The organism is Sphingobacterium sp. 2149, from assembly GCF_031455655.1.
In the GTDB taxonomy this organism is placed as follows: domain Bacteria; phylum Bacteroidota; class Bacteroidia; order Sphingobacteriales; family Sphingobacteriaceae; genus Sphingobacterium.
In genome coordinates, this window is record NZ_JAVDTD010000009.1 from 175,079 (window position 1) to 198,451 (window position 23,373).

Annotated in this window: 18 protein-coding genes; 10 read left to right on the forward strand and 8 right to left on the reverse strand. The window is 40.8% G+C overall.

Annotation, left to right across the window (positions count from 1 at the left end):
• Position 1 precedes the first annotated feature (1 nt).
• The 4 genes from prfH (at position 2) to J2X77_RS14590 (ending at position 4,537) form a co-directional block, all read left to right on the forward strand.
• Complete coding sequence (gene prfH, locus J2X77_RS14575; RefSeq protein ID WP_209574351.1) at positions 2–628, forward strand: peptide chain release factor H; 627 nt, start codon at positions 2–4, stop codon at positions 626–628.
• Between the two features lie 297 nt (positions 629–925).
• A complete protein-coding gene (prpB, locus tag J2X77_RS14580; protein WP_209574349.1) occupies positions 926–1,801 on the forward strand; it encodes a methylisocitrate lyase in 876 nt (291 codons plus the stop codon).
• Positions 1,802–1,810: 9 nt separating this feature from the next.
• Positions 1,811–2,962 (forward strand): 2-methylcitrate synthase, encoded by a 1,152-nt coding sequence (gene prpC / locus J2X77_RS14585; protein ID WP_209574347.1) that lies wholly within the window; start codon positions 1,811–1,813, stop codon positions 2,960–2,962.
• Positions 2,963–3,079: 117 nt separating this feature from the next.
• Positions 3,080–4,537 carry a bifunctional 2-methylcitrate dehydratase/aconitate hydratase gene (locus J2X77_RS14590; protein ID WP_310081288.1) on the forward strand — a complete coding sequence of 486 codons (1,458 nt, stop codon included), beginning with the start codon at positions 3,080–3,082 and terminating at the stop codon, positions 4,535–4,537.
• Positions 4,538–4,704: 167 nt separating this feature from the next.
• Here the strand turns inward: J2X77_RS14590 and J2X77_RS14595 are convergent, their stop codons facing one another.
• Entirely contained in the window at positions 4,705–6,819 is a 2,115-nt protein-coding gene (locus J2X77_RS14595) for a 3-hydroxyacyl-CoA dehydrogenase NAD-binding domain-containing protein (protein ID WP_209574343.1), read from the reverse strand.
• Between the two features lie 32 nt (positions 6,820–6,851).
• Positions 6,852–8,027: an acyl-CoA dehydrogenase family protein gene (locus J2X77_RS14600; RefSeq protein ID WP_209574341.1), complete on the reverse strand. Its 1,176-nt coding sequence runs from the start codon at positions 8,025–8,027 to the stop codon at positions 6,852–6,854.
• 320 nt (positions 8,028–8,347) lie between these two features.
• On the opposite strand from J2X77_RS14600, the gene J2X77_RS14605 reads away from it, so the two are divergent.
• Positions 8,348–9,526, forward strand: coding sequence for a thiolase family protein (locus J2X77_RS14605; protein WP_209574339.1), 1,179 nt, complete (start codon positions 8,348–8,350; stop codon positions 9,524–9,526).
• Positions 9,527–9,644: 118 nt separating this feature from the next.
• Here J2X77_RS14605 and J2X77_RS14610 read toward each other — a convergent pair whose 3' ends face one another.
• Entirely contained in the window at positions 9,645–9,863 is a 219-nt protein-coding gene (locus J2X77_RS14610; protein ID WP_209574336.1) for a hypothetical protein, read from the reverse strand.
• A gap of 262 nt (positions 9,864–10,125) precedes the next feature.
• Here J2X77_RS14610 and J2X77_RS14615 point away from each other — a divergent pair, with 262 nt between their 5' ends.
• The 3 genes from J2X77_RS14615 (at position 10,126) to J2X77_RS14625 (ending at position 14,017) form a co-directional block, all read left to right on the forward strand.
• Entirely contained in the window at positions 10,126–10,860 is a 735-nt protein-coding gene (locus J2X77_RS14615; protein WP_209574333.1) for a histidine kinase, read from the forward strand.
• The gene (locus J2X77_RS14620) at positions 10,850–11,572 is read left to right on the forward strand and encodes a LytTR family DNA-binding domain-containing protein (protein WP_209574330.1); all 723 of its coding nucleotides are present in this window, start codon (positions 10,850–10,852) and stop codon (positions 11,570–11,572) included. Before J2X77_RS14615 ends, J2X77_RS14620 begins: the two co-directional genes overlap by 11 nt.
• Before the next feature lie 177 nt (positions 11,573–11,749).
• Positions 11,750–14,017, forward strand: coding sequence for a cation:proton antiporter (locus J2X77_RS14625; protein ID WP_209574325.1), 2,268 nt, complete (start codon positions 11,750–11,752; stop codon positions 14,015–14,017).
• 71 nt (positions 14,018–14,088) lie between these two features.
• On the opposite strand, the gene J2X77_RS14630 is transcribed toward J2X77_RS14625, so the two are convergent.
• A complete protein-coding gene (locus J2X77_RS14630) occupies positions 14,089–15,213 on the reverse strand; it encodes a DEAD/DEAH box helicase (protein ID WP_209574322.1) in 1,125 nt (374 codons plus the stop codon).
• Between the two features lie 186 nt (positions 15,214–15,399).
• Positions 15,400–15,591, reverse strand: a complete 192-nt coding sequence (locus J2X77_RS14635) for a cold-shock protein (RefSeq protein WP_046672944.1) — start codon at positions 15,589–15,591, stop codon at positions 15,400–15,402.
• A 305-nt stretch (positions 15,592–15,896) separates the two neighbouring features.
• Between J2X77_RS14635 and J2X77_RS14640 the strand changes: the two genes are divergently transcribed.
• On the forward strand, positions 15,897–17,180 hold the full coding sequence (locus tag J2X77_RS14640; protein ID WP_209574319.1) for a Gfo/Idh/MocA family protein: 1,284 nt from the start codon (positions 15,897–15,899) through the stop codon (positions 17,178–17,180).
• A 49-nt stretch (positions 17,181–17,229) separates the two neighbouring features.
• On the opposite strand, the gene J2X77_RS14645 is transcribed toward J2X77_RS14640, so the two are convergent.
• Genes J2X77_RS14645 through J2X77_RS14655 form a run of 3 tightly spaced genes read right to left on the reverse strand, consistent with a single transcriptional unit; the run spans position 17,230 to position 19,151 of the window.
• The gene (locus J2X77_RS14645; RefSeq protein ID WP_209574315.1) at positions 17,230–17,862 is read right to left on the reverse strand and encodes an alpha/beta hydrolase; all 633 of its coding nucleotides are present in this window, start codon (positions 17,860–17,862) and stop codon (positions 17,230–17,232) included.
• A gap of 22 nt (positions 17,863–17,884) precedes the next feature.
• A complete protein-coding gene (locus tag J2X77_RS14650) occupies positions 17,885–18,184 on the reverse strand; it encodes a GNAT family N-acetyltransferase (protein ID WP_209574312.1) in 300 nt (99 codons plus the stop codon).
• A 40-nt stretch (positions 18,185–18,224) separates the two neighbouring features.
• The gene (locus tag J2X77_RS14655; protein WP_209574308.1) at positions 18,225–19,151 is read right to left on the reverse strand and encodes a ring-cleaving dioxygenase; all 927 of its coding nucleotides are present in this window, start codon (positions 19,149–19,151) and stop codon (positions 18,225–18,227) included.
• 300 nt (positions 19,152–19,451) lie between these two features.
• Here J2X77_RS14655 and J2X77_RS14660 point away from each other — a divergent pair, with 300 nt between their 5' ends.
• The gene (locus tag J2X77_RS14660; protein WP_209574305.1) at positions 19,452–23,369 is read left to right on the forward strand and encodes a response regulator; all 3,918 of its coding nucleotides are present in this window, start codon (positions 19,452–19,454) and stop codon (positions 23,367–23,369) included.
• The last annotated feature ends 4 nt before the right edge of the window (positions 23,370–23,373 follow it).

A 23,373-nucleotide genomic window follows, 5' to 3' on the forward strand; every position in this document is an offset into this window, starting at 1 on the left:
TATGATGGAGGAAAAGTACTTGCAAGTTACCTCAGGACGAGGTCCTAAGGAATGTAATTTGGCGGTTAGGCTAGTCGCTAGCCGCATCACTCTTGAAGCGAGCAAAGTTGGGGCAATAGCCGAAGAATTAGAAACAGAAGAAATTGATGGACTTCCCTGTTCTTCGACCTTCCGGCTGAGGGGAAATGATCTGGATCAATTGTTGGATAAATGGATTGGTACAGTCTGTTGGGTCTGTAAAAGTCCCTTTCGTCCTTTGCATAAACGCAAAAATTGGTTTGTGGAAGTAAAACCCTATTCTCCGGTACCAAAGGAAGATGTACTGCATTTGAAAGATGTCTATTTTCAGGCAATGCGTAGCAGCGGAGCAGGAGGCCAACATGTTAATAAGGTCAGTTCAGCAGTCAGAGCAACGCATGTTCCTAGCGGTATCAGTGTACAGGTGATGGATACGAGGTCGCAGTTGCAGAATAAAGAGATTGCACTGCTGCGATTAGCGGAGCGTTTGAGGGAATTGAGCCGTGAGGAGTTAAATGTGGCCAATGAGCAAAAATGGAAAAATCAAATCGAAGTGAAGAGGGGGCAGGCAAAGCGGGTTTTTCATGGTCCTAATTTTATCGAAAAATAGTTTTTTTTGTGCATTTATAAACAAAGCAATGATCCATGTGGTCATTCGGATTTAGATAGAAGCCTTGAACCTAAGTTCAGGGCTTCTTAAATTAGGTGAAGTGCTTTTTTGTTTATAGCCGTATTTTCTTCTGTAAATAACCTTGCGTTTAGAAATTAATTTGTTTTATTGGTGTGTTAATTTGTATCTTTAAGAAGAACGCTCTAAAGAAGAGTGTTTAGACTACGTAAACTAAATTAGTCGCTGTTGCCTGTATCTAAAGGTAATTGCAGGGCTTGGAATTTCAAATTCTATATTATGATAAAATCCCCAGGTTTCCTCTTTAGGGAAGCGATTAAGAACGAAAAACCATTGCAAATTGTTGGAGCCATTAATGCTAATCATGCTCTTTTGGCTGATCAGGCCGGTTTTAAGGCAATTTATCTTTCTGGCGGTGGTGTTGCTGCCGGTTCATTAGGAGTTCCAGACCTTGGCATTACCACACTTCACGATGTTTTGATTGATGTAGATCGCATTACAAATGTATGTCATCTCCCTTTGATGGTGGATATTGATACCGGCTTTGGTCCGTCGGCCTTTAATGTTGCCCGAACGATAAAGTCGTTAATTAAGGTGGGTGCAGCAGCAATACATATGGAGGATCAGGTGGGTGCTAAACGTTGTGGACACCGGCCGGGTAAAGAACTGGTCTCTTCCTCTGAAATGGTCGACCGCCTAAAAGCGGCAGTGGACGCGCGAACGGATGAACATTTTGTCATTGGTGCACGTACAGATGCACTCGCTTCGGAAGGTATTGAATTGGCTCTGGAACGAGCTGTCGCATATAAAGAGGCTGGAGCAGACTTTATCTTTGCTGAAGCAGTACACCATTTGGACCAATACGTCCAATTTAGTGCCGCGACTGGCCTCCCTATTTTGGCGAATATCACCGAATTTGGACAGACACCGTTGTTTAATCTGGATGAACTGCGTCAGGCGGACGTTTCTATTGTTCTTTATCCACTTTCTGCTTTCCGTGCGGCTAACAAAGCGGCTACGGAGGTTTATCGCCACATTCGGCGAGATGGCGGACAGGCTAATATGATCGAGCACATGCAGACGAGAGAAGAGTTATACAAAAGTATCGATTATTATGCCTATGAAAATCGATTGGATCAATTGTTTAATAAATAATTTTATCAGATGGAAGAGACAAACGGTACGGGTTTTAAGCCTAAAAAAAGTGTAGCACTCTCTGGTGTACCGGCAGGTAATACCGCTTTGAGTACTGTCGGAAAAAGTGGTAATGATTTGCATTATAGGGGGTATGATATCTTGGAGTTGGCGCATCAAGCCAGTTTTGAGGAGGTGGCCTACCTGCTTGTTTATGGGAGCTTACCAACTCAGGCGCAATTAAGCAGTTATCAAAGTCAGATCTTAAGTCAGCGTGGGTTGCCGATTACTGTTCAGCACGTACTGAAGCAATTGCCATCCACTGCTCATGCCATGGACGTCTTGCGAACTTATGTATCTTTTTTTGGAAGTGTTTCACCCGAAAAAGAAAGCCATCCCATTGCTGGGGCTCGGGATATTGCAACTCGCCTGATGGCGTCAATGGCTTCAGCGCTGTTGTACTGGTACCATTTCAGTCAGCATGGCCGTGAAATTGAGGTTGAGACAGCTGATGCAACTTTAGGTGGCCATTTTCTGCATCTGCTACATGGAAAGGTACCCGCCGCTTCTTGGGTAAGAGCTATGCAAATTTCACTCAATTTATATGCAGAACATGAGTTTAATGCATCTACATTTACAGCGCGGGTCATTGCTGGGACAGGTTCTGATATGTATTCCTGTATAGCTGGTGCGATAGGTGCGTTACGCGGACCTAAGCATGGCGGGGCCAATGAGGTCGCTTTTGAAATACAGAGCCGTTATGCAAATGCTGATGAGGCGGAAGTGGATATCCGGAGACGATTGGCTAATAAGGAAGTTATTATTGGGTTTGGTCATCCTGTATATACCATCTCTGACCCAAGAAATGAAGTGATAAAACAAGTGGCAAGGGAGCTTTCGGAGGAAGCTGGAAACATGACACTCTATCTGATCGCAGAGCGATTGGAAAAAGTCATGTGGGAAGAAAAGAAAATGTTCCCTAATCTAGATTGGTACTCGGCAGTGTCCTATCATATCATGGGCATTCCGACAGAAATGTTTACTCCTTTATTTGTCCTCTCACGTATTACCGGATGGTCTGCGCATGTCTTCGAACAGCGTCAGGATGGAAAAATTATCCGGCCAAGTGCACATTACACTGGTCCCGACAATAGAGCTTTTGTGCCTATTTCTGAACGGTAAATAGGACTGGGGGCAAGAAGCCAAACCTCTTTGTTAGCATATAGCTATTAGGAAAATTAGGCGTAAGAGCGGATTTTAATCAATAAATAAAACGACAGTCTTATACAACATACACGAATGGGCTCAGCAATATCAAATGAAAGACCACAGCCAGATCAGGTTTTAGTGGACATTGTGGACTATGTTCTACACGATCAAATTGGAGGGAAAGTCGCTTGGAATACGGCTTTCTATTGTTTTCTCGACACAGTTGGTTGCGGCTTGGAAGCACTAACATATCCCGCCTGTACCAAACTCTTAGGGCCTGTTGTTGCCGGTACCATTGTGCCAAACGGCGCACGGGTACCAGGTACAAATTTTCAATTGGATCCGATACAGGCGGCGTTCAATATCGGCACGATTATTCGATGGCTAGATTTTAATGATACCTGGCTGGCTGCGGAGTGGGGACATCCATCAGATAATTTGGGTGGTATTTTAGCAGTGGCAGATTGGTTGAGTCGAATCAATATAGCTAACGGTCAAAAGCCGTTAAAGACTAAAGCGGTGCTGGAAGCAATGATTATGGCCCATGAGATACAAGGTGTTTTAGCACTTGAAAACTCTTTTAATAAGGTGGGGATAGACCATGTTATTTTGGTGAAGGTGGCTTCAACAGCTGTTGTAGGTAAGCTTCTCGGTCTAACAAGAGAAGAACTTCTCAATGCGGTTTCGTTGGCTTTTGTTGACGGGCAAGCATTACGCACGTATCGACACGCACCAAATACAGGTAGCCGAAAATCCTGGGCTGCCGGAGATGCTACTTCGCGTGCTGTTCGGCTCGCGTTGATCGCAAAAACTGGAGAAATGGGCTACCCCTCTGTTTTGACTGCGCCAACATGGGGATTTTATGATGTATCTTTTCGAGGGAATCCATTTAAATTTCAACGGGAATATGGATCTTATGTAATGGAAAATATTCTTTTTAAAATCTCTTTTCCGGCCGAATTCCATGCGCAGACTGCAGCTGAAGCTGCTATGCAACTTTATCAGCAACTGAAAGAATTTGGAAAGAGCAGTGCGGATATCGCTCGTGTAACCATCCGCACACATGAAGCCGCTATTCGTATTATTGATAAAAAGGGGCCTTTACACAATCCTGCAGATCGGGATCACTGTATTCAATACATGGTGGCGATTCCGTTGATATTTGGCCGGTTGACAGCTGACGACTATGAAAATCATATTGCTTCTGATCCGAGAGTCGATACGCTTCGCGATAAAATTTCCTGTGTTGAAGATGCGCAGTTCACTGCTGACTATCACGATCCTCAAAAACGTGCAATATCAAACGGTTTGACAATTGAATTGATTGACGGTACAATATTGCCTGAATTAGTGGTTGAATATCCGATAGGTCATCCCAGGCGTAGGGCAGAAGGTATTCCTAAGTTAATTGAAAAATACAAAACAAATCTTGCTCGTGTATTTTCGGAAAAGCAACAGCAAACCATCCTTGCTGCAACTTTGGACTACGATACATTCCTTGAGCAGGATGTTTCGCATCTCATGGATTTGTTTGTCCGCCAATGGTAGCGAAGTAGGGCGGCATTCAATGTCGCCCTACTTTTTTTATTACCTCGCTACATCACTAAATCACTACGCTGTTTTAAGATTGTAATAGGTATACTGTACCTCTTCGTATTTTTATAATCAGCTATTAGATTCGCATCGGAGCATGCAGCAGCAGTCTCAAATTCAAGTTAGCTGATACAGGGCCAGTTTGACTCGAAGCCATGATAAAATCTGAAATTCTTGTTCGCCAGTTTTTTTAAAGATTCGGGGATGTCCCATTGATCGCCAAGGGACTGAAATACCTGACATTCGGCCACGAAAACCGGAAGCGTTGTGCGGTCGATGTGGCTAAATACTCCACCGGTATAAGAGGCATAACCTACGCCTAAAATAGCGCCGATGTCACCGTCGATGGGCTGATCGAGTATGCCTTCTTCGAGGCATCGATAACTATCTAATGCCATGACATGCAACAAACGTTTATGAATTGTCGTAGGCTTTACATTTTCCTTTAAAGATGAAATTTTGGGATTCTTCCAAATCGTTTTGTTTTCACTTGCGTAATCGTAGAATCCTGCTCCCCATTTTTTTCCTTTTCTTCCCTGGTCGACTAGCGATTTCAGGTAGTTATATGCGCGCTTCTGGCTGGCATGCAGCCGAGGTAATTGATCGTAAACATGTAACATCAGTTCCAGGGAAATTTCGTCCAATACTGCCAAGGGCCCCACTGCAAATCCTGCTGCCGCCGCTTCTTGTTCGATCAGCTCCGGTGAGATACCCTCCAGGACCATGGTAATACCTTCGAGTAAATAGTTGAAGAATACGCGCGAAGTGAAGAAGCCAGGACCATCATGTACGACTATCGGAACTTTATTTAGGCGTGAAGCTGTAATAAGTGCTTTCTCTAAAGTTTTTTGTGCGGTTTGTTTACCGCAAATGATTTCGACAAGGGGCATGCGATCTACCGGAGAAAAAAAATGCATACCTATAAAATTTTCGGGATTGTTGGATGCTTTTGCAAGCTCGGTAATGGGCAATGATGTGGTATTTGTGGCGAAGAACCCATCTTGGTGTAAATAAGGTAAGCTTTGTCGTGTTACTTGTGCTTTAAGGTGGAAATCTTCAAATACCGCTTCAATAACGCAATCAGATCCGTCAAGATCTGCCATTTGATCGGTGGGTTTGATACGAGCAAGTAATTGGTGTTGTTGTGAGGAGGTGATGCCACCGAAAGAGAATAGTTTTTTGCATATCCGATTGGAATAGGCTTTGCCCTGTTCAGCTTGGTTGAGTGTAACATCTTTTAAAACGACCTCAATTCCCGCTCGCGCAGCTTCATAAGCTATACCAGATCCCATCATACCGGCGCCCAATATGCCGATTTTTTTTAGGTTGTAGTCGTTACCATGTGTGATCTTCGTGGATGATTTTGCTGATTTTACGCCGTAATGCAGTGTGCGGACCATACTCAATGTCTCGGGAAGGCTGAAGGTTTCCAGGTATAACTGTGCTTCCTTCTCGGCGATTTCAAGAGGGCTGGATGAAGAGTTTGCTGTTAATAACTCAATAACAGCATTTATGCCGGGATATAAACCGCGTGCCTTTTTTTGAATATTGAAGACTGCGTCGGCTGTTATTTTGTCGGTATGCCGACTCTCTTGTTTATCAAAACATTGAGGTGTATGGCGGATCGAGGTTTTGGCTAAATATAGGCAGTCATCGGAGTGATACGCTAATTCGTCTACCAATCCCAGGTTGTGGGCTTCCTCACTATTCCAAAGTTTGCCTTGTGTCAGCAAGCGGAGCGCATCGTTGGCACCGATCAATGGTGGTAAGTAGACGGTTGTACCAAAAGCTGTAAACAGCCCGTATTGAGCTTCGGGGAAGCCTAATTCTATTTGTGTTGGTGTAATTCGATAGCTAGACCACAACATACTTGCTAGTGCTATGCCTGAACAATTACCAGTAAAAATGGAAACAATAGGTATATTAAACGTTTTCCAGCGCAATACCTTTGATAGAAGCGTGTATAAGTTTGAAGAAGTTGCACGGCTCAGTGAAAATTGCTCAAATAACTGAATATATTCGATTTTTTCATCTTGAATAGGGCAAGTATACACAACGCCTTTGATTTCTTTCGTTTCGAGAACAAGCGTGACCAGGTCAACAAATTGCGTGAGATAACCCACAATATCCAGCGGCTCGGCTATTGCCGTTGAGATGGGGCTTATTGTAATGATATGATGATCGTCCTGTTCTACCCAAAAGAGGGGATGTGTCCTATAAGATTCGTTTTCCTGCATAATACTTGGCAATAGGTGTTGCGTTACTTCGATTATTGATTGGAACTTTTGGATGGATAGGTTACATGATCTATCGTCATTTTGGAGATGATTTCGAGCATGATTTCTGATGTGCCGCCAATAATAGTTCCTACACGCACATCGCGATATAACCGGGCGATTTTATAATCTTCTGTAAATCCATAGCCACCAAATAATTGGAGACATTGATTTACAACGTTCAGCGCAAGCTCACTCGCTTGTAGTTTAGCGATGGAGCATTCCTTCACGGCATATTCCTGCTGATTTTGTAGGTCGCAACAATAGTAAATAAAAGCCTTCGTCGTAGCTATATTCGCTTTCATCTGCGCGAGGCGATGCCGGATGGTTTGAAATTCCTGAATTTTCTTGCCGAAGGCTTCACGTTGTGCTACATAGTCAAGTGTATACTGAAATGCAGATTCCGCGGTAGCAAGACTATGGATAGCTGCAGTTAGTCGTTCCAATTGGAGCCCATCCATTAAGTAGCGGAATCCTTCTCCTTCTTTACCAATGAGGTGCGAAATAGGGACCCGAACGTTGTTAAATCCTAATTCAGCTGTATCAGAGGCATGCCAGCCTAGTTTTTTGATTTTGCTTGACGAAACGCCAGTTGCATTTCGATCCATAAGTAGCAAGCTGATACCCTTTGTACCCTGTTCAGGAGATGTCTTGACAGCTGTAATAAAGAAATCACCATAATACCCATTAGTGATAAAAGTTTTAGACCCGTTGACAATATAAAAATCTCCATCGCGTACGGCTGTTGTCTTGATTTGCTTTACATCAGAACCGGCTCCGGGTTCCGTTATAGCCACAGCACTGACCATATCACCTGCAATAACGGGCTGAAGATAACGTGCTTTTAGATCCTCTGAACCATATTTGAGTAAGTAAGGAGCGGACATAAACTGAATAACAAGTGCGGAAATAGTAAATCCTCCAGAAAAGCAAGATGATAATTCTTCACAAAGGATCAAGGAATAATAGAAATCCAGGTCTACTCCGCCGTAAGCTTCTGGCATATTTAGTCCCATAAGTCCCATATCACCCATTTTTTTCCAAATATTCCGATCTATTTCACCTCTATTTTCCCAGTCGTCGATGTAAGGTGTAATTTCTTTTTGAATAAATGCGCGAAGTGTATCGCGAAAAATATGATGTTCGGCTGTGAACCTGACTGTATGCATAATCGTTTATTTTCCTTATTGGTTATTTTTGAAATACGAGCGCGTTTACGTATCTGCTCTTTCGGGATATTACCTATACTAATTTAATTAAAAGCTTTGGCTTTTTACAAATATTTATTCTTTATTTTTCGTTCAATTGTTTAAGTAGGGAAGTTTTTCAAATGTTTTTTTGCTATTTATTCTGTTTTAATGTGTAAAAATAAAACGGCGTTGTTGTGCTGTATCTGTTAAATTTTTTATCTTTAAACATCAGGAAGGTGGCCGGGTTATCATCAGGAAAGCCATCTGATTTTAGCAAAACAATTATAAACTTTTATAAGATGTCAAAAAGAGTATTTATCGTTGCTGCGAAACGTACGCCAATTGGAAGTTTTGGTGGTGCATTATCGACCCTATCGGCACCAGAGCTTGCAGCTCACGCTGTTCGTTCTGTTGTTAAAGAAGCAGGTGTTGCTAGCGATTTGGTTGAGGAAATCATTATGGGTTCAGTTTTGCAAGCAGACTTGGGGCAAGCGCCGGCGAGGCAGGTGGCCAAGCTTGCTGGTCTTTCGGATCATACGGTTGCAACAACCATTAATAAGGTCTGTGCGAGCGGTATGAAAGCAATAGCCGTTGCTGCGCAGGCTATTTTTTTAGGCGACGCCGATATTATAATTGCGGGTGGGATGGAGAGTATGAGTAGAGTGCCTTATTATGCTAATTCCATGCGTTGGGGTGCTAAGTTTGGTACGCAGCGTCTGAGTGATGGTTTACAGCGTGACGGCTTGAGTGACGCCTATTCAAATGAAGCTATGGGGTGCTTCGCCGAGCTATGTGCCGAAAAATATCACATAAGTCGTGAAGAGCAGGATAGCTATGCCATCCGCTCTTATAAACGCAGTCTCGATGCCTGGCAGAAAGATAAGTTTTTAAAGGAGGTTCAATCTGTAACAATACAAGGTCGTAAAGGGGACACCGTAGTTTCGGAGGACGAAGAATTTTCCCAGGTCAATTTTGACAAAATACCCGAACTTAAACCAGCCTTCAAGAAGGAGGGGACTGTAACTGCAGCAAACGCATCGACCATCAGTGACGGAGCGGCGGCTGTCCTTTTGGTTTCTGGCGAAAAAATGGAAGAACTTAGACTTCATCCAATTGCAGAAATTGTCGCTTATGCTGATGCGGAACAGGCTCCAGAATGGTTTACAACGGCCCCAAGCGTTGCTACCGAGAAAGTGCTGAAAAAAGCTGGATTGACACTCCAAGATATTGATTACTTTGAATTTAATGAAGCCTTTTCTGTTGTGGCGTTGGTAAATGCACAAATTTTGGGTTTGCCAATGGACAAAGTCAACGTGTATGGAGGAGCTGTCTCTTTAGGTCATCCATTAGGTTGTTCGGGAGCAAGAATCGTGGTTACATTAAATAGTATTTTAAGACAAGAGGGAGGCTCATTGGGGCTTGCGGCAATCTGTAATGGTGGCGGTGGCGCATCTGCCATGATAATCAGAAGAACTTAATTCTTCTTCCAGATCAGATTATTGTACTTACCTGGAAGAAGCTCTATTCATTTATTCTATTGTTGATCATTCATAGCTTCCAAGAGAATTGTTCTATTGGTGACAGCATAGATTGATTCTACTCTTCATATAAGCGGTTTGCCTCGACTCCGTGAAGGGCTAGTTCCGATTCGATTTCCGTAGGGTTGAGTCGGATACCTTCTATGGTTAATAGATTATAAATAGAATCCAAGTCGATTTTCCATTCGTGGATGCCATTCAATTTTTCAATAGCGTCTTTGATTTTGTCTACAAGACTGGGATGTTGAGCATTAGTTTCGAAAATGAGCTTTTCCATAGTGTTCCATATTAGGCCCGATAAAAAATCAGGCGTGTTTAACCAAAATAGTATAGACAATCATTTGATCGGCTAATTACGATAGTATCAATATACGCATAATAATGTTAAATTAATGGTCTAAAATGATTAAATTGTAATGAAGCTGTTAATTTTTGTAATAAATATGAGAATAGAAGGGCTGTATTTCGATACTTGAATGCATGATTTTTTGATACACTATTTTTATGGGTACTGAAATTTTGGTAAGTTTGGATTTATCATGACTATTGAAATCTCTTATATCATCATCTTATCACTGCTCGCTATTGTTGTAGTACTATGGATCTTATATTTTGTTTTGAGAAAGAAATATAGGAAGTTGCTGCTAGAGAACACGCGCCAAAAGGAGCTTTTTAATCGCATGGATAACCAAAAAATCGAGCATTTTCACCGCGCACAGTTAAATCCTCATTTGCTAAAAAATTCGTTGAACGGAATGCTCTCTCATGCTTATCAGACCTATTATACCATGGACAAATTGGCTATGGTATTGGATTATGTATTGTATGAGAGCGAAGATGAACTCGTTTCACCTAAAGCCGAGATTGAATTTGCGCGCAATCTCATTGAGATTAACAAAGTAAAACTGAGCCCGTTATTTGATATACGTGTTAGGTTTGACATTGATGAGGTAAATAGTTCGATGTTGAATACACCGTCGTTGATTCCTTTGGTGTCTGTTGATTTAATTGAAAATGCGTTTAAGCATGCTGATTTTCACGGTTCTGATTCTTTTATTTCCATCGTATTAACATTTAGGAATGGTTGGCTGGACCTTATGGTGAGCAATAGAATATCAAAACGGTCTCCCTTGCAAAAGTCAAAAAGTGGAATAGGTAGCAAAACTTTGGAGGAGCGTCTGATGTTGTATTATCCGGGTAGGCATCAGTTGCGCAGATTTGTAGAAAATGATGTGTATAATGCCCACCTTCAAATCAGATTATATGCAGAGTGAAAGAAACCTAAAATGTATTCTTTTGGATGATGAAATACCAAGTTTGAGATTTTTGAAAATGCTCTGTGAGCAAATTCCTGGTTTGGAGGTCGTCAAAACTTTTAATGATCCGGCGGTACTATTGAGAGAATACGGTACGCTAAGTTTTGATTTTTGTATTCTGGATATTGAAATGCCAGAATTTAATGGATTCGATGTCGCCAGAGCACTGAAAGACTTTCCAATTGTTTTTTCTACCGCATATAAACAATATGCAAGTGATGCATATGATATCAACGCAGTAGATTACATGCGTAAACCAATATCATTGCAACGTCTTCAGCAAGCTATTACGAAGGTGGCGCAAATAATCAATAATCAGCCTGAAATTATGCTTTTTGGCCAGTTCAACACGAATAAAGGAAAAACGATTTTGTATTTCGATCAGATCAACTATGTTCAGATTGCTGAGGTGGACAGCCGAGATAAAAAAGTCCATTTGGCTGATGGTTCGTCCATTTTATTGAAAAATATAAGTTTTGATAAGTTGCTGGAGATTTTGCCTGTGCAGGACTTTATACGTATCAATAAAAAAGAGGTGATTGCAACCAAGATCGTTAAATTTTTCTCTGCTGATGAAATTACAAGCAACCTGTTGGATCCACAAGCTATGCCCATTATTTTCAATTTAGGCGAATCGTACAAGAAAATGTTTTTCGAGAAATTCAGCTGATTACAAAATTCTGTTGTTTCATTACATATTTCTTCAAACTGCGCTAGCGAAAAGCATTAAAACTCTTAGAGAATTATATTTTTGTTGTGACCGCATTTACAAAACCCCATGTTGATGTCTATCTCCCCGGGACTTAGTATGCCGTTATTAGGACATTTATTTCAATTGCTATAGAAGATGAGAAAATATAGAAACACGATTTTCTATGTGGTTTTGATCGGTACATTACTCGCCGTAATGTATTGGGTGATTCGTTTGGGAACACAGCTAGAAGCTCCAGAGCTTCTTCGGGGAGAAAAAACAAATAATGGTGCTTGGGAGGATTTTATATCTACCTTATTCGATAGTCTGCAGCATCCATTAGCGATATTGTTGGCTCAAATTGTAACGATTATTATCGCGGCGCGTATCATGGGCTGGATTTGTATTAAGATTAAACAGCCCGTCGTTATAGGCGAGATGCTCGCAGGGATTATATTGGGGCCTTCGTTATTGGGTGTTTATTTTCCAGGATTCTCCCATACGCTCTTTCCAATAGAATCGTTGAGTAATTTGCAGTTTTTAAGTCAAATCGGACTGATCTTATTTATGTTTATCATTGGTATGGAGTTAGATTTGAATGTGCTACGGAATAAAGCGCACGACGCTGTGGTCATTTCTCATGCAAGCATTGTGATTCCATTTACCTTGGGAATCTCATTGGCCTATTTTTTATACCTGTTCCATCCACCTAAAAATGTAGAATTTTTATCCTATAGCTTGTTTATTGGTATTTCAATGAGTATCACCGCATTTCCTGTTCTTGCTCGAATTATACAAGAGAGGGGGTTGCAGAAAAGCAAGTTAGGTGCAATGGCGATTACCTGCGCTGCGGCAGATGATATTACAGCTTGGTGTATTTTGGCTGTGGTAATTGCCATTGTAAAGGCAGGTGATTTTGCCAGTGCTTTGTATTTAATCGGCTTGGCTATTGGTTATGTGTTCGTTATGATCAAAATCATTAGACCATTTTTAAAGCGCGTAGGGGAGGTGAAGGGAAGTAAAGAAGCTTTAAGTAAACCTGTTGTAGCGATTTTCTTTATCGTGTTGTTGTTATCTTCTTATGCGACCGAAGTGATCGGTATCCACGCACTTTTTGGCGCATTCATGGCGGGTGCGATTATGCCTGAAGGAAGTCGATTTCGAACAGCATTTATTGAAAAAATCGAAGATGTAGCGACCTTGTTGTTGCTACCATTATTCTTCGTCTATACAGGGCTGCGGACGCAGATTGGTTTGCTTAATGACCCTCATTTGTGGATAATCACCGTTGGTATTATTTTGGTAGCGGTGATTGGTAAATTTATGGGTAGTACATTAGCGGCACGTTTTGTCGGTCAAAGTTGGAAAGATAGCCTAAGTATTGGTGCATTAATGAACACGCGGGGTCTGATGGAGCTTATTGTACTCAACATTGGATATGATCTTGGCGTATTAAGTGCAGAATTATTTTCGATGATGGTTGTTATGGCCTTAGTAACCACTTTTATGACAGGACCATCCTTAGATCTTATCAATTTTCTTTATCGACCCCGAAAAACGCTCATGCGGGAAGATCTGCAGGATAAATCAAAATTTAAGATTCTATTGTCTTTTGCAAAAAGTAATACTGGGATTTCACTTTTATATCTGGCTAATGCTTTAACATTGAAATCAAAAAAAAATGCTGAAATTACGGCGCTGCATATTGAACCTTCCAATGAGTTACATCACTATGAAGTGGAAACCCAAGAGTTAGATAGTTTTCGTGAAATAAAGCAGGTTGCTCAGCAACTTGATCAACCGATTAAGACCGTATTTAAGATTTCGAGTGATATTGATAGTGGAATTGTTCAGACGTCCAACGAAGGCGATCATGATCTGCTCCTCTTGGGTGTAAGCGAATCTATTTATGAGGGTAGTTTATTGGGAAGGTTTTTAGACTTTACGACACGAATTATAAACCCCGAGAAGTTATTCCATACAGTTACAAATGCCGAATCACCCTTTACAACATTTGACAGAAATCAACAGATCAATGCCAAAGTGAGTGCCATGGTGGGCGTTTTGATTGACAAAAACTTTGTGAAAGCAAGGCGAGTGACCGTTCCCATTGTCTTGGAGAACGATGAATTTCTCTACGAAATGATACAGCGCTTTATCCATCATTCAGATGCTCAAGTTATTGTTTGGGACGTAAATCAAGTCTTGAGAACCAATGCGGGTTTTAAAGAGAAACTTCGGCAATTGGAACAACTTGTACCAAATCATCTGACTATAACTGAAAAAGCGTTAGACAGTGATACCTGGCAGGAGCAGGATCTCATGTTGATCAGCTTGCCCAGCTGGAACAAGATTATCAATAAGAAAGTACATTGGCTTTCTGCTACACCGTCAACGTTGTTGATGGCTGATCGTAAGCCCTAAAAAAAGTAGCCTTAAACAAAAAGCCCTTAAATCAAATGGATTAAGGGCTTTTTGTTTAAGGCTATGAATGCTTATTTACTTGTTTTTTCTATTTTGATCTTTAATCCGATCAGTTTTTCAATATCAGCCAGATAAGGTCTTTCTTCCACATCACAGAAAGAGATTGCTTTTCCTTCGAGTCCGGCCCTTCCTGTTCTTCCGATGCGATGAACATAGGTTTCAGGTACATTAGGGAGATCATAATTGATAACGAGGGGAAGTTGTTCGATATCGATTCCTCTTGCAGCAATATCGGTGGCAATTAATATTTTTAGATGATTGTCTTTAAATTCACCCAGTGCCTTTTGTCTGGCATTTTGAGATTTATTTCCGTGAATGGCTGCTGCTCTCAAACCATTTTTCGCAAGTAGCTTAACAATTTTGTCGGCTCCGTGTTTTGTTCTGGAGAATACGATCGTACGTTCCTGTTTAAGTTTTTTTAATAGGACCGTTAGCAATTTGATTTTATCCTTCTTTTCAACGAAAAATACCGATTGATTTACTTTTTCGGCTGTTGAGCTTACCGGAGTAACGTCAACTTCCAAAGGTTTATTCAATATTCCATGGGCAAACTTACGGATGTTGGGAGGCATTGTTGCCGAGAAAAATAGTGTTTGTCTCTTTGACGGAATCTTAGCTAGGATCTTTTTTATATCATGTATAAAGCCCATGTCCAGCATGTTGTCGGCTTCGTCCAATATGAGCATTTCGATCTTATCTAGAAAAACGATCTTTTGGTTTATTAGATCCAGTAAGCGCCCCGGGGTAGCCACCAGGATATCAACGCCCTTTTTTATTTCTTTGACCTGTTTTTCTTGGCTTACTCCGCCGAAAATAGTGCAATAGTTTAATTTTAGATATTTTCGATATAAATTTATATTATCTCCGATTTGAATAGCCAGTTCACGTGTTGGCGTAAGAATCAGTGCCCTAATCGGAACGAATTTACCTGATGTCTTGGTTTCTTCAAGGCGTTGTAAAAGGGGGAGTGCAAAAGCGGCAGTTTTCCCTGTGCCCGTTTGTGCACACCCAATCAGATCGTTTCCTTTCAGTACAATTGGAATCGCCTTTTGTTGAATTGCTGTGGGATGTGTATAGCCTGTTTCTGTTATTGCTTTTAAAAGCGGATCGATTAAACTGAGTTGTTTAAATTCCATGCGTAGTATGTTCGAATTTGTCTTAAATAAAACCTTTTCAAATCATTGTATGCTTTTTATTTGAATGCCAAAAGTCTTCAACGAAAAAGTATAAGATTAATGAAAGTTGTAAAGGAAGAATAGGAAAAAGAAATGGGATAAGTCATCATGAATTACCCCATTTAACAAGAAAGTGTATTTTTTGGATTACGCCAATTTTACATTTGTAGCGCTGATCCCCTTTGGAGTTCTTTCTACATCATAAGTAACAACGTCGCCTTCAGATACTTGGTTTTTAAGCGCAGAAACGTGTACGAAAACATCTGCACTACCATCCTCTGGTGTAATAAAACCAAAACCTTTAGTTTCATTGAAAAATTTAATTTTACCTGTATTCATTATTTTTAATTAAGTGCGGCAAGTTAGGTATAAAAAACCATTAATCGCTCATTTTTTTTGATGAATTACAAAATGTGTTGTTCAGTTGACTAATTTTCATCGTCTATGTAAACTTTCGTTAGGTTTGTATATATATATTTTACAATGCGTATTGCAGGCACCTAAATTCATTTTTGTAATTTCATCGAAGCAATTTGCTTTTTATAAAAAAGGGAGCATTTCTCAATAAGGTATTCATCGGGGCGTATGTATTCATATCGATCACCTCGGCAATGCGCAAATAACAATTTTTAAACCATTATCTAATGAATAGAAAAGATTTTATTAAATCGTCCACTGTTTTGGCTGCATCATCGTTTTTCTTAAATGTCCAAGGTTCCAGTTTATTAGATCAGTCTATTCGAGTTGGACTGATTGGTGTAAATGGCATGGGCTGGTCAGATTTGAATTCATTATTAAAGAATGACGGGATTGTGTGTACGGCTCTTTGTGACGTAGATGATAATATTCTTAAAAAGAGAGCGGAAGAGCTGCGGAAAAGAAACATACACGTCGAAACTTTTGTGGATTATAAAAAGATGCTCCAGAGCTCACGTGTGGATGCAGTGATCATTGCAACGCCGGACCATTGGCATTGCCTGCAAATGGTAGATGCTGTCAATGCAGGAAAGCATGTGTATGTAGAGAAGCCCATTGGCAACTCTATTCTTGAATGTCAATTAATGGTTCAGGCTGCGAAAAAGAATAAGGCTATTGTTCAGGTTGGCCAATGGCAAAGAAGTCAGCAACATTTTCAAGACGCTATTGATTTTGTTCATTCTGGAAAATTGGGCAAAATAAGATTAGTAAAGGCTTGGTCCTACCAAGGGTGGAAAAGTGCTATTCCCGTTGTACCTGACGAACCAGTTCCGGCGGGTGTTCATTATACGGAATGGCTTGGACCGGCGCAAAAAAGACCATTTAATTTGAATCGATTTCATTTTAATTTTCGATGGTTTTGGGACTATGCGGGTGGCTTGATGACCGATTGGGGGGTACATATGTTGGACTATGCTTTACTTGGTATGAACGTTTCCGATCCAAAGTCTATTATGGCCTCAGGGGGAAAATTTGCTTTTCCAGATGACGCTGGACAAACGCCGGATACGATGACGGCCGTGTACGAGTTTGAGGGTTTTAATATTCAATGGGAACATGCCAAAGGAATTGATCTTGGTCCATATAACCGCAACCACGGTGTCGCATTTATTGGTAACAATGGTACGCTGGTTTTAAACCGGTCGGGATGGGAGGTGATTCCGGAAAAGGGGCGGATGGAAGCGGTCGCTATGCAACCTTCTTTAGACGACGGACTAGACAAGCACATGGAAAATTTCGTCACTGCCATTCGTCAACGTAATCCGCACTTACTTCATGCACCAATTGAAGTTGGCGCCCATATTGCCATCTTTTCTCAGCTGGGAAATATAGCATTCAGGACAGGACAAAAGCTCTATTGGAATAAAGAACAACAGAATTTTACGGATAAGAAGGCAAATCAGTACTTAGCATCGATTTATCATAATGGGTATAAATATCCAAAAGTATAATGCATTGCGACCGGTTGTTGATTAAAATGAATAATCAACAACCAATGGATCATTTCTGTACATCTTTGAGGACAAATTCATTTGCAAGATCGATCTCCTCACGATTGATGCTATGACCTCCGTTTGAATATATTGCGAGCTTTACGTTCGCATTCATTTTTTCGAAGATGGATGCTGTTGTTTTGACACGTTCTAATGGAACGTGAAAATCAGGATCGCTAGTGCCGAGTAGAATTGGAGTCTGTGCAAAATCTCCGCTGTAATTCTCGTGGTTAATTTCCTCACCAATCACGCCGCCGATAATTGCGACAGCACCTCCATAATGCTGTGCATGGCGTGCAAGATATTCGAGCGTTAAGCAAGCTCCTTGAGAGAATCCGAAAAAATAAATGTCTTTGGCGAGGATTCCCCGCGCTAAAGCCAGTTGAACGGTATGATCGATTAAGGTCAGTGCCGCACTCAACCACGGTTCGTTCTGTTGAACCGGAGCAATAAAAGAGAAGGGATACCAACTTTGATTTTCAGCTTGTGGTGCCAGCAGTGCAAAATTATCGACCTGAAGATACGATGACAGGCTAAGTATATCTTCGGCACTTCCGCCCCGACCATGGATCATGATGATCGCTTTTTTTGCCTGTTCTAAATTGTGGCCGGCTCTCTTTATGTTTATTGGATGACTCATGTTGCGTTTTCTTTTTTGATAATTATGTCGTTCTTCTAAACCAAATATCTTGATAGCGCTCGGGATGACGATGAAATTGTGCATTTACATAAGGACATAATGGAACAATTTTCATGTTGTTTTCGCGGGCATAAGATACGAGCTTTTCAAGAAGTATTTTTGCAAATCCTCTGCCCTCATACGCATTATTTACCTCGGTGTGGTAAACAACGAGATTGCCATCGATGATCGCAATGTTCATTAAGCCGGCTTTATGATTATCGGAGAATAATTGCAGTTCGCCACGTTGATTTTTGTCCAGGATAATTTCAGTTCTTTCCATAGCTCTTTTTTTGCAAGTGATATTGATATGATTTAGTTATCTAGTCTATTTTCGGTAATATTTCTTCAATTTGTAATCGATGGCTTTCATACTGCTTTGGCAATTTGAGTGCCGAACCTAAACTTGATAAAGGTTCATCCGCTGTAAAGCCGGGGTTATCGGTAGCGATTTCAAAAAGTACGCCTCCTGGTTCACGAAAGTATAACGAGAAAAAATAGTCTCTATTTATTTTAGGCGTGATATCTAATCCTGCTGAAAGTATTTTTTCGCGGTACTCCATCAAAACGTTATCGTCTTTCACGCGAAATGCGACATGATGGTTTGTACCGGCCGCATTTTTGCCGTAGGTCATATTTTCATCTGCGATGATGTCGACGATGTTGGCCGTGGCTATACTGTCCGTCGTCAATCGATAACGATTGTCAATCTGCCGGCTAAGCGTATAGCCTAAAATATCGGTCAGTATTTTTAAGGTTGGCTCGGCCTTTCTTAATGAAAGCGTGACATTATGAAAGCCTTTTAAAGCATTTTCTGCTTGGATATCGGTGGTTGTCCAAGGATTTCTTGGGTCATTTGTTTCAATAAATTGAAGCTGCAACCCGTCAGGATCATTAAATGAAATTAGTCTCTCTCCAAAAATCTCACCTTCTATCCAATGGATCTGATGTTGTGTTAAGCGATTTCCCCAAAAATCTAGACTGCCTTTCGGTACAGAATAGCCGATGTGGGTAGCCATTCCTGCACCTGATGCTCCTTTTCCGATACCTTCCCAGGGGAAAAAAGTAAGGATAGTACCAGGTTCTCCCAATTCATTGCCGAAGTAGAAGTGGTAAGTGCCGGGATCGTCAAAGTTTACCGTTTTCTTTACAAGACGGACACCCAGTACTTGCGTATAAAAATCGAGATTTCGTTTTGCATTATCGGCTATCGCAGTAATGTGATGCAATCCTAATATTTTATTTTCCATATTAACGTATTATGTTTTCTTGACTAATGTAAAGTTACGCCAACCCAAAGGAAGTTTTATTGAACTAGATTAATAAAATCAATTGTGTATCAATAACGGTATCTCTGTAAATTAAAGTTGAAAATAACTTATTTATTAGGAATATAGGCGATGAATTTTTGCCATACAACAACTATTCTTCGCAGTGTTTGTTCTTAATAAAACATTATTTGATCAATTTCCTTATTATTTACGCGGCGTTCAGTAATGTTTTTGTTAACTTCACAGTGATAATAAACCTGATCTAAATACTGGAGATAAATGGTAAATAATGTTTTTCCTGAAAATGAGTTAAGAAGGATAGAAAAACTGAAATCCTATGAGTTAATGGGGCTCGGGAAAGACCCGGAATTAGATGTTTTTGCGCAGGCAGCCTGTTTGATTACAGATTGTCCTGCTGCTCTAATTGCCATGATGGAACAAGAAACGCAACGTATTCAGAGTTGCGTTGGGATAGCGTTGGACACTGTGGACAGGAAGAATACCGTCTGTCAGTATACGATCATGAGTAAAGAAGTGCTCATCATTGAAGACACTTTTAACGATGTTCGCTCTTCTTCCAATCCCTTGATTCGCGAGGGAAATATCCGTTTTTACGCGGGGGTCCCGCTTTTGGACGATGATGGTGATGCGCTTGGGACAATTTGCGTGATTGATTTCCATCCCAAACAGCTTTCAGAGAAACAGGTCAGCTCCCTGGCAGAATTAGGCAAGGCAGCGACCAAGATATTACTGGGAAAGCATCGAAAAAAACAGGCGGGTTATTTCGCTGAAATTTTTCATTTGACCAACAATATCATTTGTGTTTTGGATGATATGCACAATGTTAAAGATGTTAATCCTGCATTTAGTAAAGTTTTGGGATTGTCCCGCTCGGACAGCTTAGGCAAATCTATTTTCACTTTATTGGGTGATACTGAAGAAAAATTAGCATTCGACTTGAACCGGGTAGCGGAAACAAAATACGGTATCCAAAGCAGTAGTACGACTCGAATGGAGAACGGCCAAATGGTGGAGATTGAATGGAATTTTAAATTTGATGCAGTCAACCGTGATATTTTGGCTTTTGGCAGAAATGTGACAGCGGAACGGGAAGAAAAACTGAAACTGGAAAATTCTGAGCGTAGATTCCGTAGCTTTTTTGAAAATGCCATTGGCCTGATGAGCATGCATGATATGGAAGGCAATATTTTATCAGTTAATGAAAAAGGAAGAGAGTTATTAGGTTATTCCAAAGAGGAGGTCAAAGGACTTAATCTAAAAAACTTGGTCCCGGCTCATCATGTTGCTTTAGTCGCAGATTATCTTCAACGTATTGCGAGCAACCGAGAGGATTCAGGAATGATGGTTTTGCAAACAAAAGATGGTGAAGATATCTCTTGGCTTTATCATAACATGCTAGAAACTGATGAAAATGGAAAGTCTTACGTTGTCAGCACTGCGTTAAATATGACGGATCGGCTACGGCTTGAAAATGATCTTTTGCATACCAAGCAGATCTTAGAACAGACAAATGCTGTCGCTCAAGTTGGTGGATGGGAGGTAGACCTGGTTAACAATAAGGTCTATTGGTCGGATTCTACAAAGCTTATCCATGGTGTACCTCTTGATTTTACACCGGATTTTGAGCATGCTATCGGATTTTATGAACAGGAGAGTCAGGGCACATTGCGACGAGTATTTGAAGAGGCAATTGCTTCCAGGACACCTTATGATACGGAATTACGTCTACTAAAGCAAAGCGGCGAGTCGATTTGGGTACGCGTAAAGGGTATTCCCGAATTTGAAAATGATTTATGCAAACGTGTGTATGGAATTATACAGGATATCGATCATAGTAAATCGCTATTTCTGGAATTAGAACGCAAAGAATCGATGTTACGCGCCTTTGTAGATTACGTTCCGGCTTCTGTTGCTATGTTTGACCGTGATTTTAACTATATTTCGGTTAGTAATCAATGGTTGGAAGACTTTCATGATGGGGCCAGTTTACCGACTAATAGTAACTTTTTGGATCTTTTTCCTCATATTCCGGAAAATAGAAAAAAAATATACCGCGATGCTTTGGGTGGCATACCTTATAAGAATAGGGATGAGATTATTCAGGCTGGTGGATTGGCCGAAGCGCAGCATTTCAATTGGGAAGTTAGACCATGGCATCTTGCTGATGGAAGTATCGGCGGGATCATTATTTTTACGCAGAACATAACAGAGTCAGTAAAAATAAATGATGAATTGAAATTAGCAAAAGAACTAGCCGTGCTAGCCAGTAAAGCAAAGTCCGAATTCCTGGCCAATATGAGCCACGAAATTCGAACACCTTTAAACGGGGTGATCGGATTTTCGGACTTATTGCTGAAAACGCCATTAAATGATACGCAGTTGCAGTATCTTGGCTATATCAATGAATCGGGGAATAGCTTGCTCAATATTATTAATGACATTTTGGATTTTTCAAAAATTGAATCCGGAAAACTTGAATTATTTGTTGATAAATATAATATATATGATGTAGCTAATCAGGTTATTAATGTTGTTCTCTATCAAGCCCAGCGAAAGGATGTCGAACTGCTTCTGAATATTGAGCAGGGGCTACCCGCTTTTGTTTGGATTGATGAATCACGTATCAAGCAAGTATTGGTGAATCTGTTGGGCAATGCTGTGAAGTTCACAGAAAAAGGCGAGATCGAATTTAAGATCAGTAAGCGCTATAATAGCGAGGATAAATTAGCGCTACGTTTTGAAGTCAGAGATACTGGTATTGGAATTCCGCCCGACAAGCAACAACGTATATTTGATGCTTTCACCCAAGAAGATAGTTCCGTAAGTAAACGTTATGGTGGCACCGGACTTGGTTTGACAATCTCTAACAACCTGTTGAAATATATGGGAAGCAAACTGAATTTGGTGAGCAAAATGGGCGTCGGGTCCACATTCTTCTTTGATATTGAGGTCCGATTTGAAGAACAGGAGGATATAGATACAGAACTACCTTTAAATCGTGTCCTTGTTGTTGATGATAACGCTAATAATCGGATCATTCTTCAACATATGCTATCGTATAAGAACGTCGACTCTGTACTCGCGGCTAATGGTATGGAAGCTTTACAGTTATTGATGAAAGGTGAAAGGTTCGATGTTATTTTAATGGACTATCATATGCCGATATTATCGGGCCTAGAAACGATCGGTAAAATCAAAGAACTCTTTCTGAAGCAAGAGGAAGGCATTCCATTGATTGTGTTGCATACCTCATCGGAAGAGCATGAGGTGATTTCGGCATTCCGACAGGAAGAGCATTCTTTCTGTTTGCTTAAACCCATTAAGTCAGAAGAGTTATATTCAACACTTCGCCGAGCGATCCAGCAAAATAGGCAAGAAGCCGTCCAATCAAAAGCTAATGAAAATTTGTCTGTGTCTTCAGATTTTTATCATAAGGAAATTCAGGTCTTATTGGCAGATGATAATGCGGTCAATATGGCGCTCAATTTGCGCATTATGGCCAGTATAATGCCGGGTGCACGCCTGACAGAAGTGTCTGATGGCGCTCAGGCCATTGAGGCCTGTAGGAAGAAGACATTTGATTTTATTTTAATGGATGTTCAGATGCCTGAGGTCGATGGTATTGAAGCTACCAAACAGATTCGCCAGATTAAAGGTTACGCCGAAACACCTATAATTGGTGTTACAGCCGGTAATATTTCGGGAGAAAGGGAACGCTGTCTAGCGGCGGGGATGTCCGATTTTTTAGCTAAGCCTATTCGACAACAAGATTTGTACATAGCGTTGGATAAAGCAATATCCGGTACTCCTATTGCTGACGACGCCTCCGAATTAGCACACGGCGATCAACATTTAGACATGCATCGCTTGGATGAACAGGCCGGTGATGATCCTGCATTTTTAGCTTTTTTTCTGGATTTGGTCGTACGGGAGATAACAGGGGCTAGAAAGCAGCTACAGGTGGCAATCCATGCAGATGATTTTGTCCATGTCAAGGAGCTGCTACACAAATTGCGGGGCACTGCTTCAACAGCAGGGCTTGTCAAATTGGCCGAGATGACAAAAGAATTGGAAACAAGTTCGACCATTGAAACTGATCTTGCGAACGCTTTCAGAGCAATTGAACAAGAAATGGATATAGGTTTGGAACTCATTACAAAAATTTTAAATAAATAACGCT

Excerpts from the sequence above, each read along its gene's own strand:
- J2X77_RS14605 (WP_209574339.1), top strand. The coding sequence starts at position 8,348 with ATGTCAAAAAGAGTATTTATCGTTGCTGCGAAACGTACGCCAATTGGA.
- J2X77_RS14625 (WP_209574325.1), top strand. The coding sequence starts at position 11,750 with ATGAGAAAATATAGAAACACGATTTTCTATGTGGTTTTGATCGGTACA.
- J2X77_RS14650 (WP_209574312.1), bottom strand. The coding sequence starts at position 18,184 with ATGGAAAGAACTGAAATTATCCTGGACAAAAATCAACGTGGCGAACTG.
- J2X77_RS14600 (WP_209574341.1), bottom strand. The coding sequence starts at position 8,027 with ATGCATACAGTCAGGTTCACAGCCGAACATCATATTTTTCGCGATACA.
- J2X77_RS14655 (WP_209574308.1), bottom strand. The coding sequence starts at position 19,151 with ATGGAAAATAAAATATTAGGATTGCATCACATTACTGCGATAGCCGAT.
- J2X77_RS14640 (WP_209574319.1), top strand. The coding sequence starts at position 15,897 with ATGAATAGAAAAGATTTTATTAAATCGTCCACTGTTTTGGCTGCATCA.
- J2X77_RS14635 (WP_046672944.1), bottom strand. The coding sequence starts at position 15,591 with ATGAATACAGGTAAAATTAAATTTTTCAATGAAACTAAAGGTTTTGGT.
- J2X77_RS14595 (WP_209574343.1), bottom strand. The coding sequence starts at position 6,819 with ATGCAGGAAAACGAATCTTATAGGACACATCCCCTCTTTTGGGTAGAA.
- prpC (WP_209574347.1), top strand. The coding sequence starts at position 1,811 with ATGGAAGAGACAAACGGTACGGGTTTTAAGCCTAAAAAAAGTGTAGCA.
- prpB (WP_209574349.1), top strand. The coding sequence starts at position 926 with ATGATAAAATCCCCAGGTTTCCTCTTTAGGGAAGCGATTAAGAACGAA.
- J2X77_RS14645 (WP_209574315.1), bottom strand. The coding sequence starts at position 17,862 with ATGAGTCATCCAATAAACATAAAGAGAGCCGGCCACAATTTAGAACAG.
- J2X77_RS14590 (WP_310081288.1), top strand. The coding sequence starts at position 3,080 with ATGGGCTCAGCAATATCAAATGAAAGACCACAGCCAGATCAGGTTTTA.
- J2X77_RS14660 (WP_209574305.1), top strand. The coding sequence starts at position 19,452 with ATGGTAAATAATGTTTTTCCTGAAAATGAGTTAAGAAGGATAGAAAAA.
- prfH (WP_209574351.1), top strand. The coding sequence starts at position 2 with ATGATGGAGGAAAAGTACTTGCAAGTTACCTCAGGACGAGGTCCTAAG.
- J2X77_RS14615 (WP_209574333.1), top strand. The coding sequence starts at position 10,126 with ATGACTATTGAAATCTCTTATATCATCATCTTATCACTGCTCGCTATT.
- J2X77_RS14630 (WP_209574322.1), bottom strand. The coding sequence starts at position 15,213 with ATGGAATTTAAACAACTCAGTTTAATCGATCCGCTTTTAAAAGCAATA.
- J2X77_RS14620 (WP_209574330.1), top strand. The coding sequence starts at position 10,850 with ATGCAGAGTGAAAGAAACCTAAAATGTATTCTTTTGGATGATGAAATA.
- J2X77_RS14610 (WP_209574336.1), bottom strand. The coding sequence starts at position 9,863 with ATGGAAAAGCTCATTTTCGAAACTAATGCTCAACATCCCAGTCTTGTA.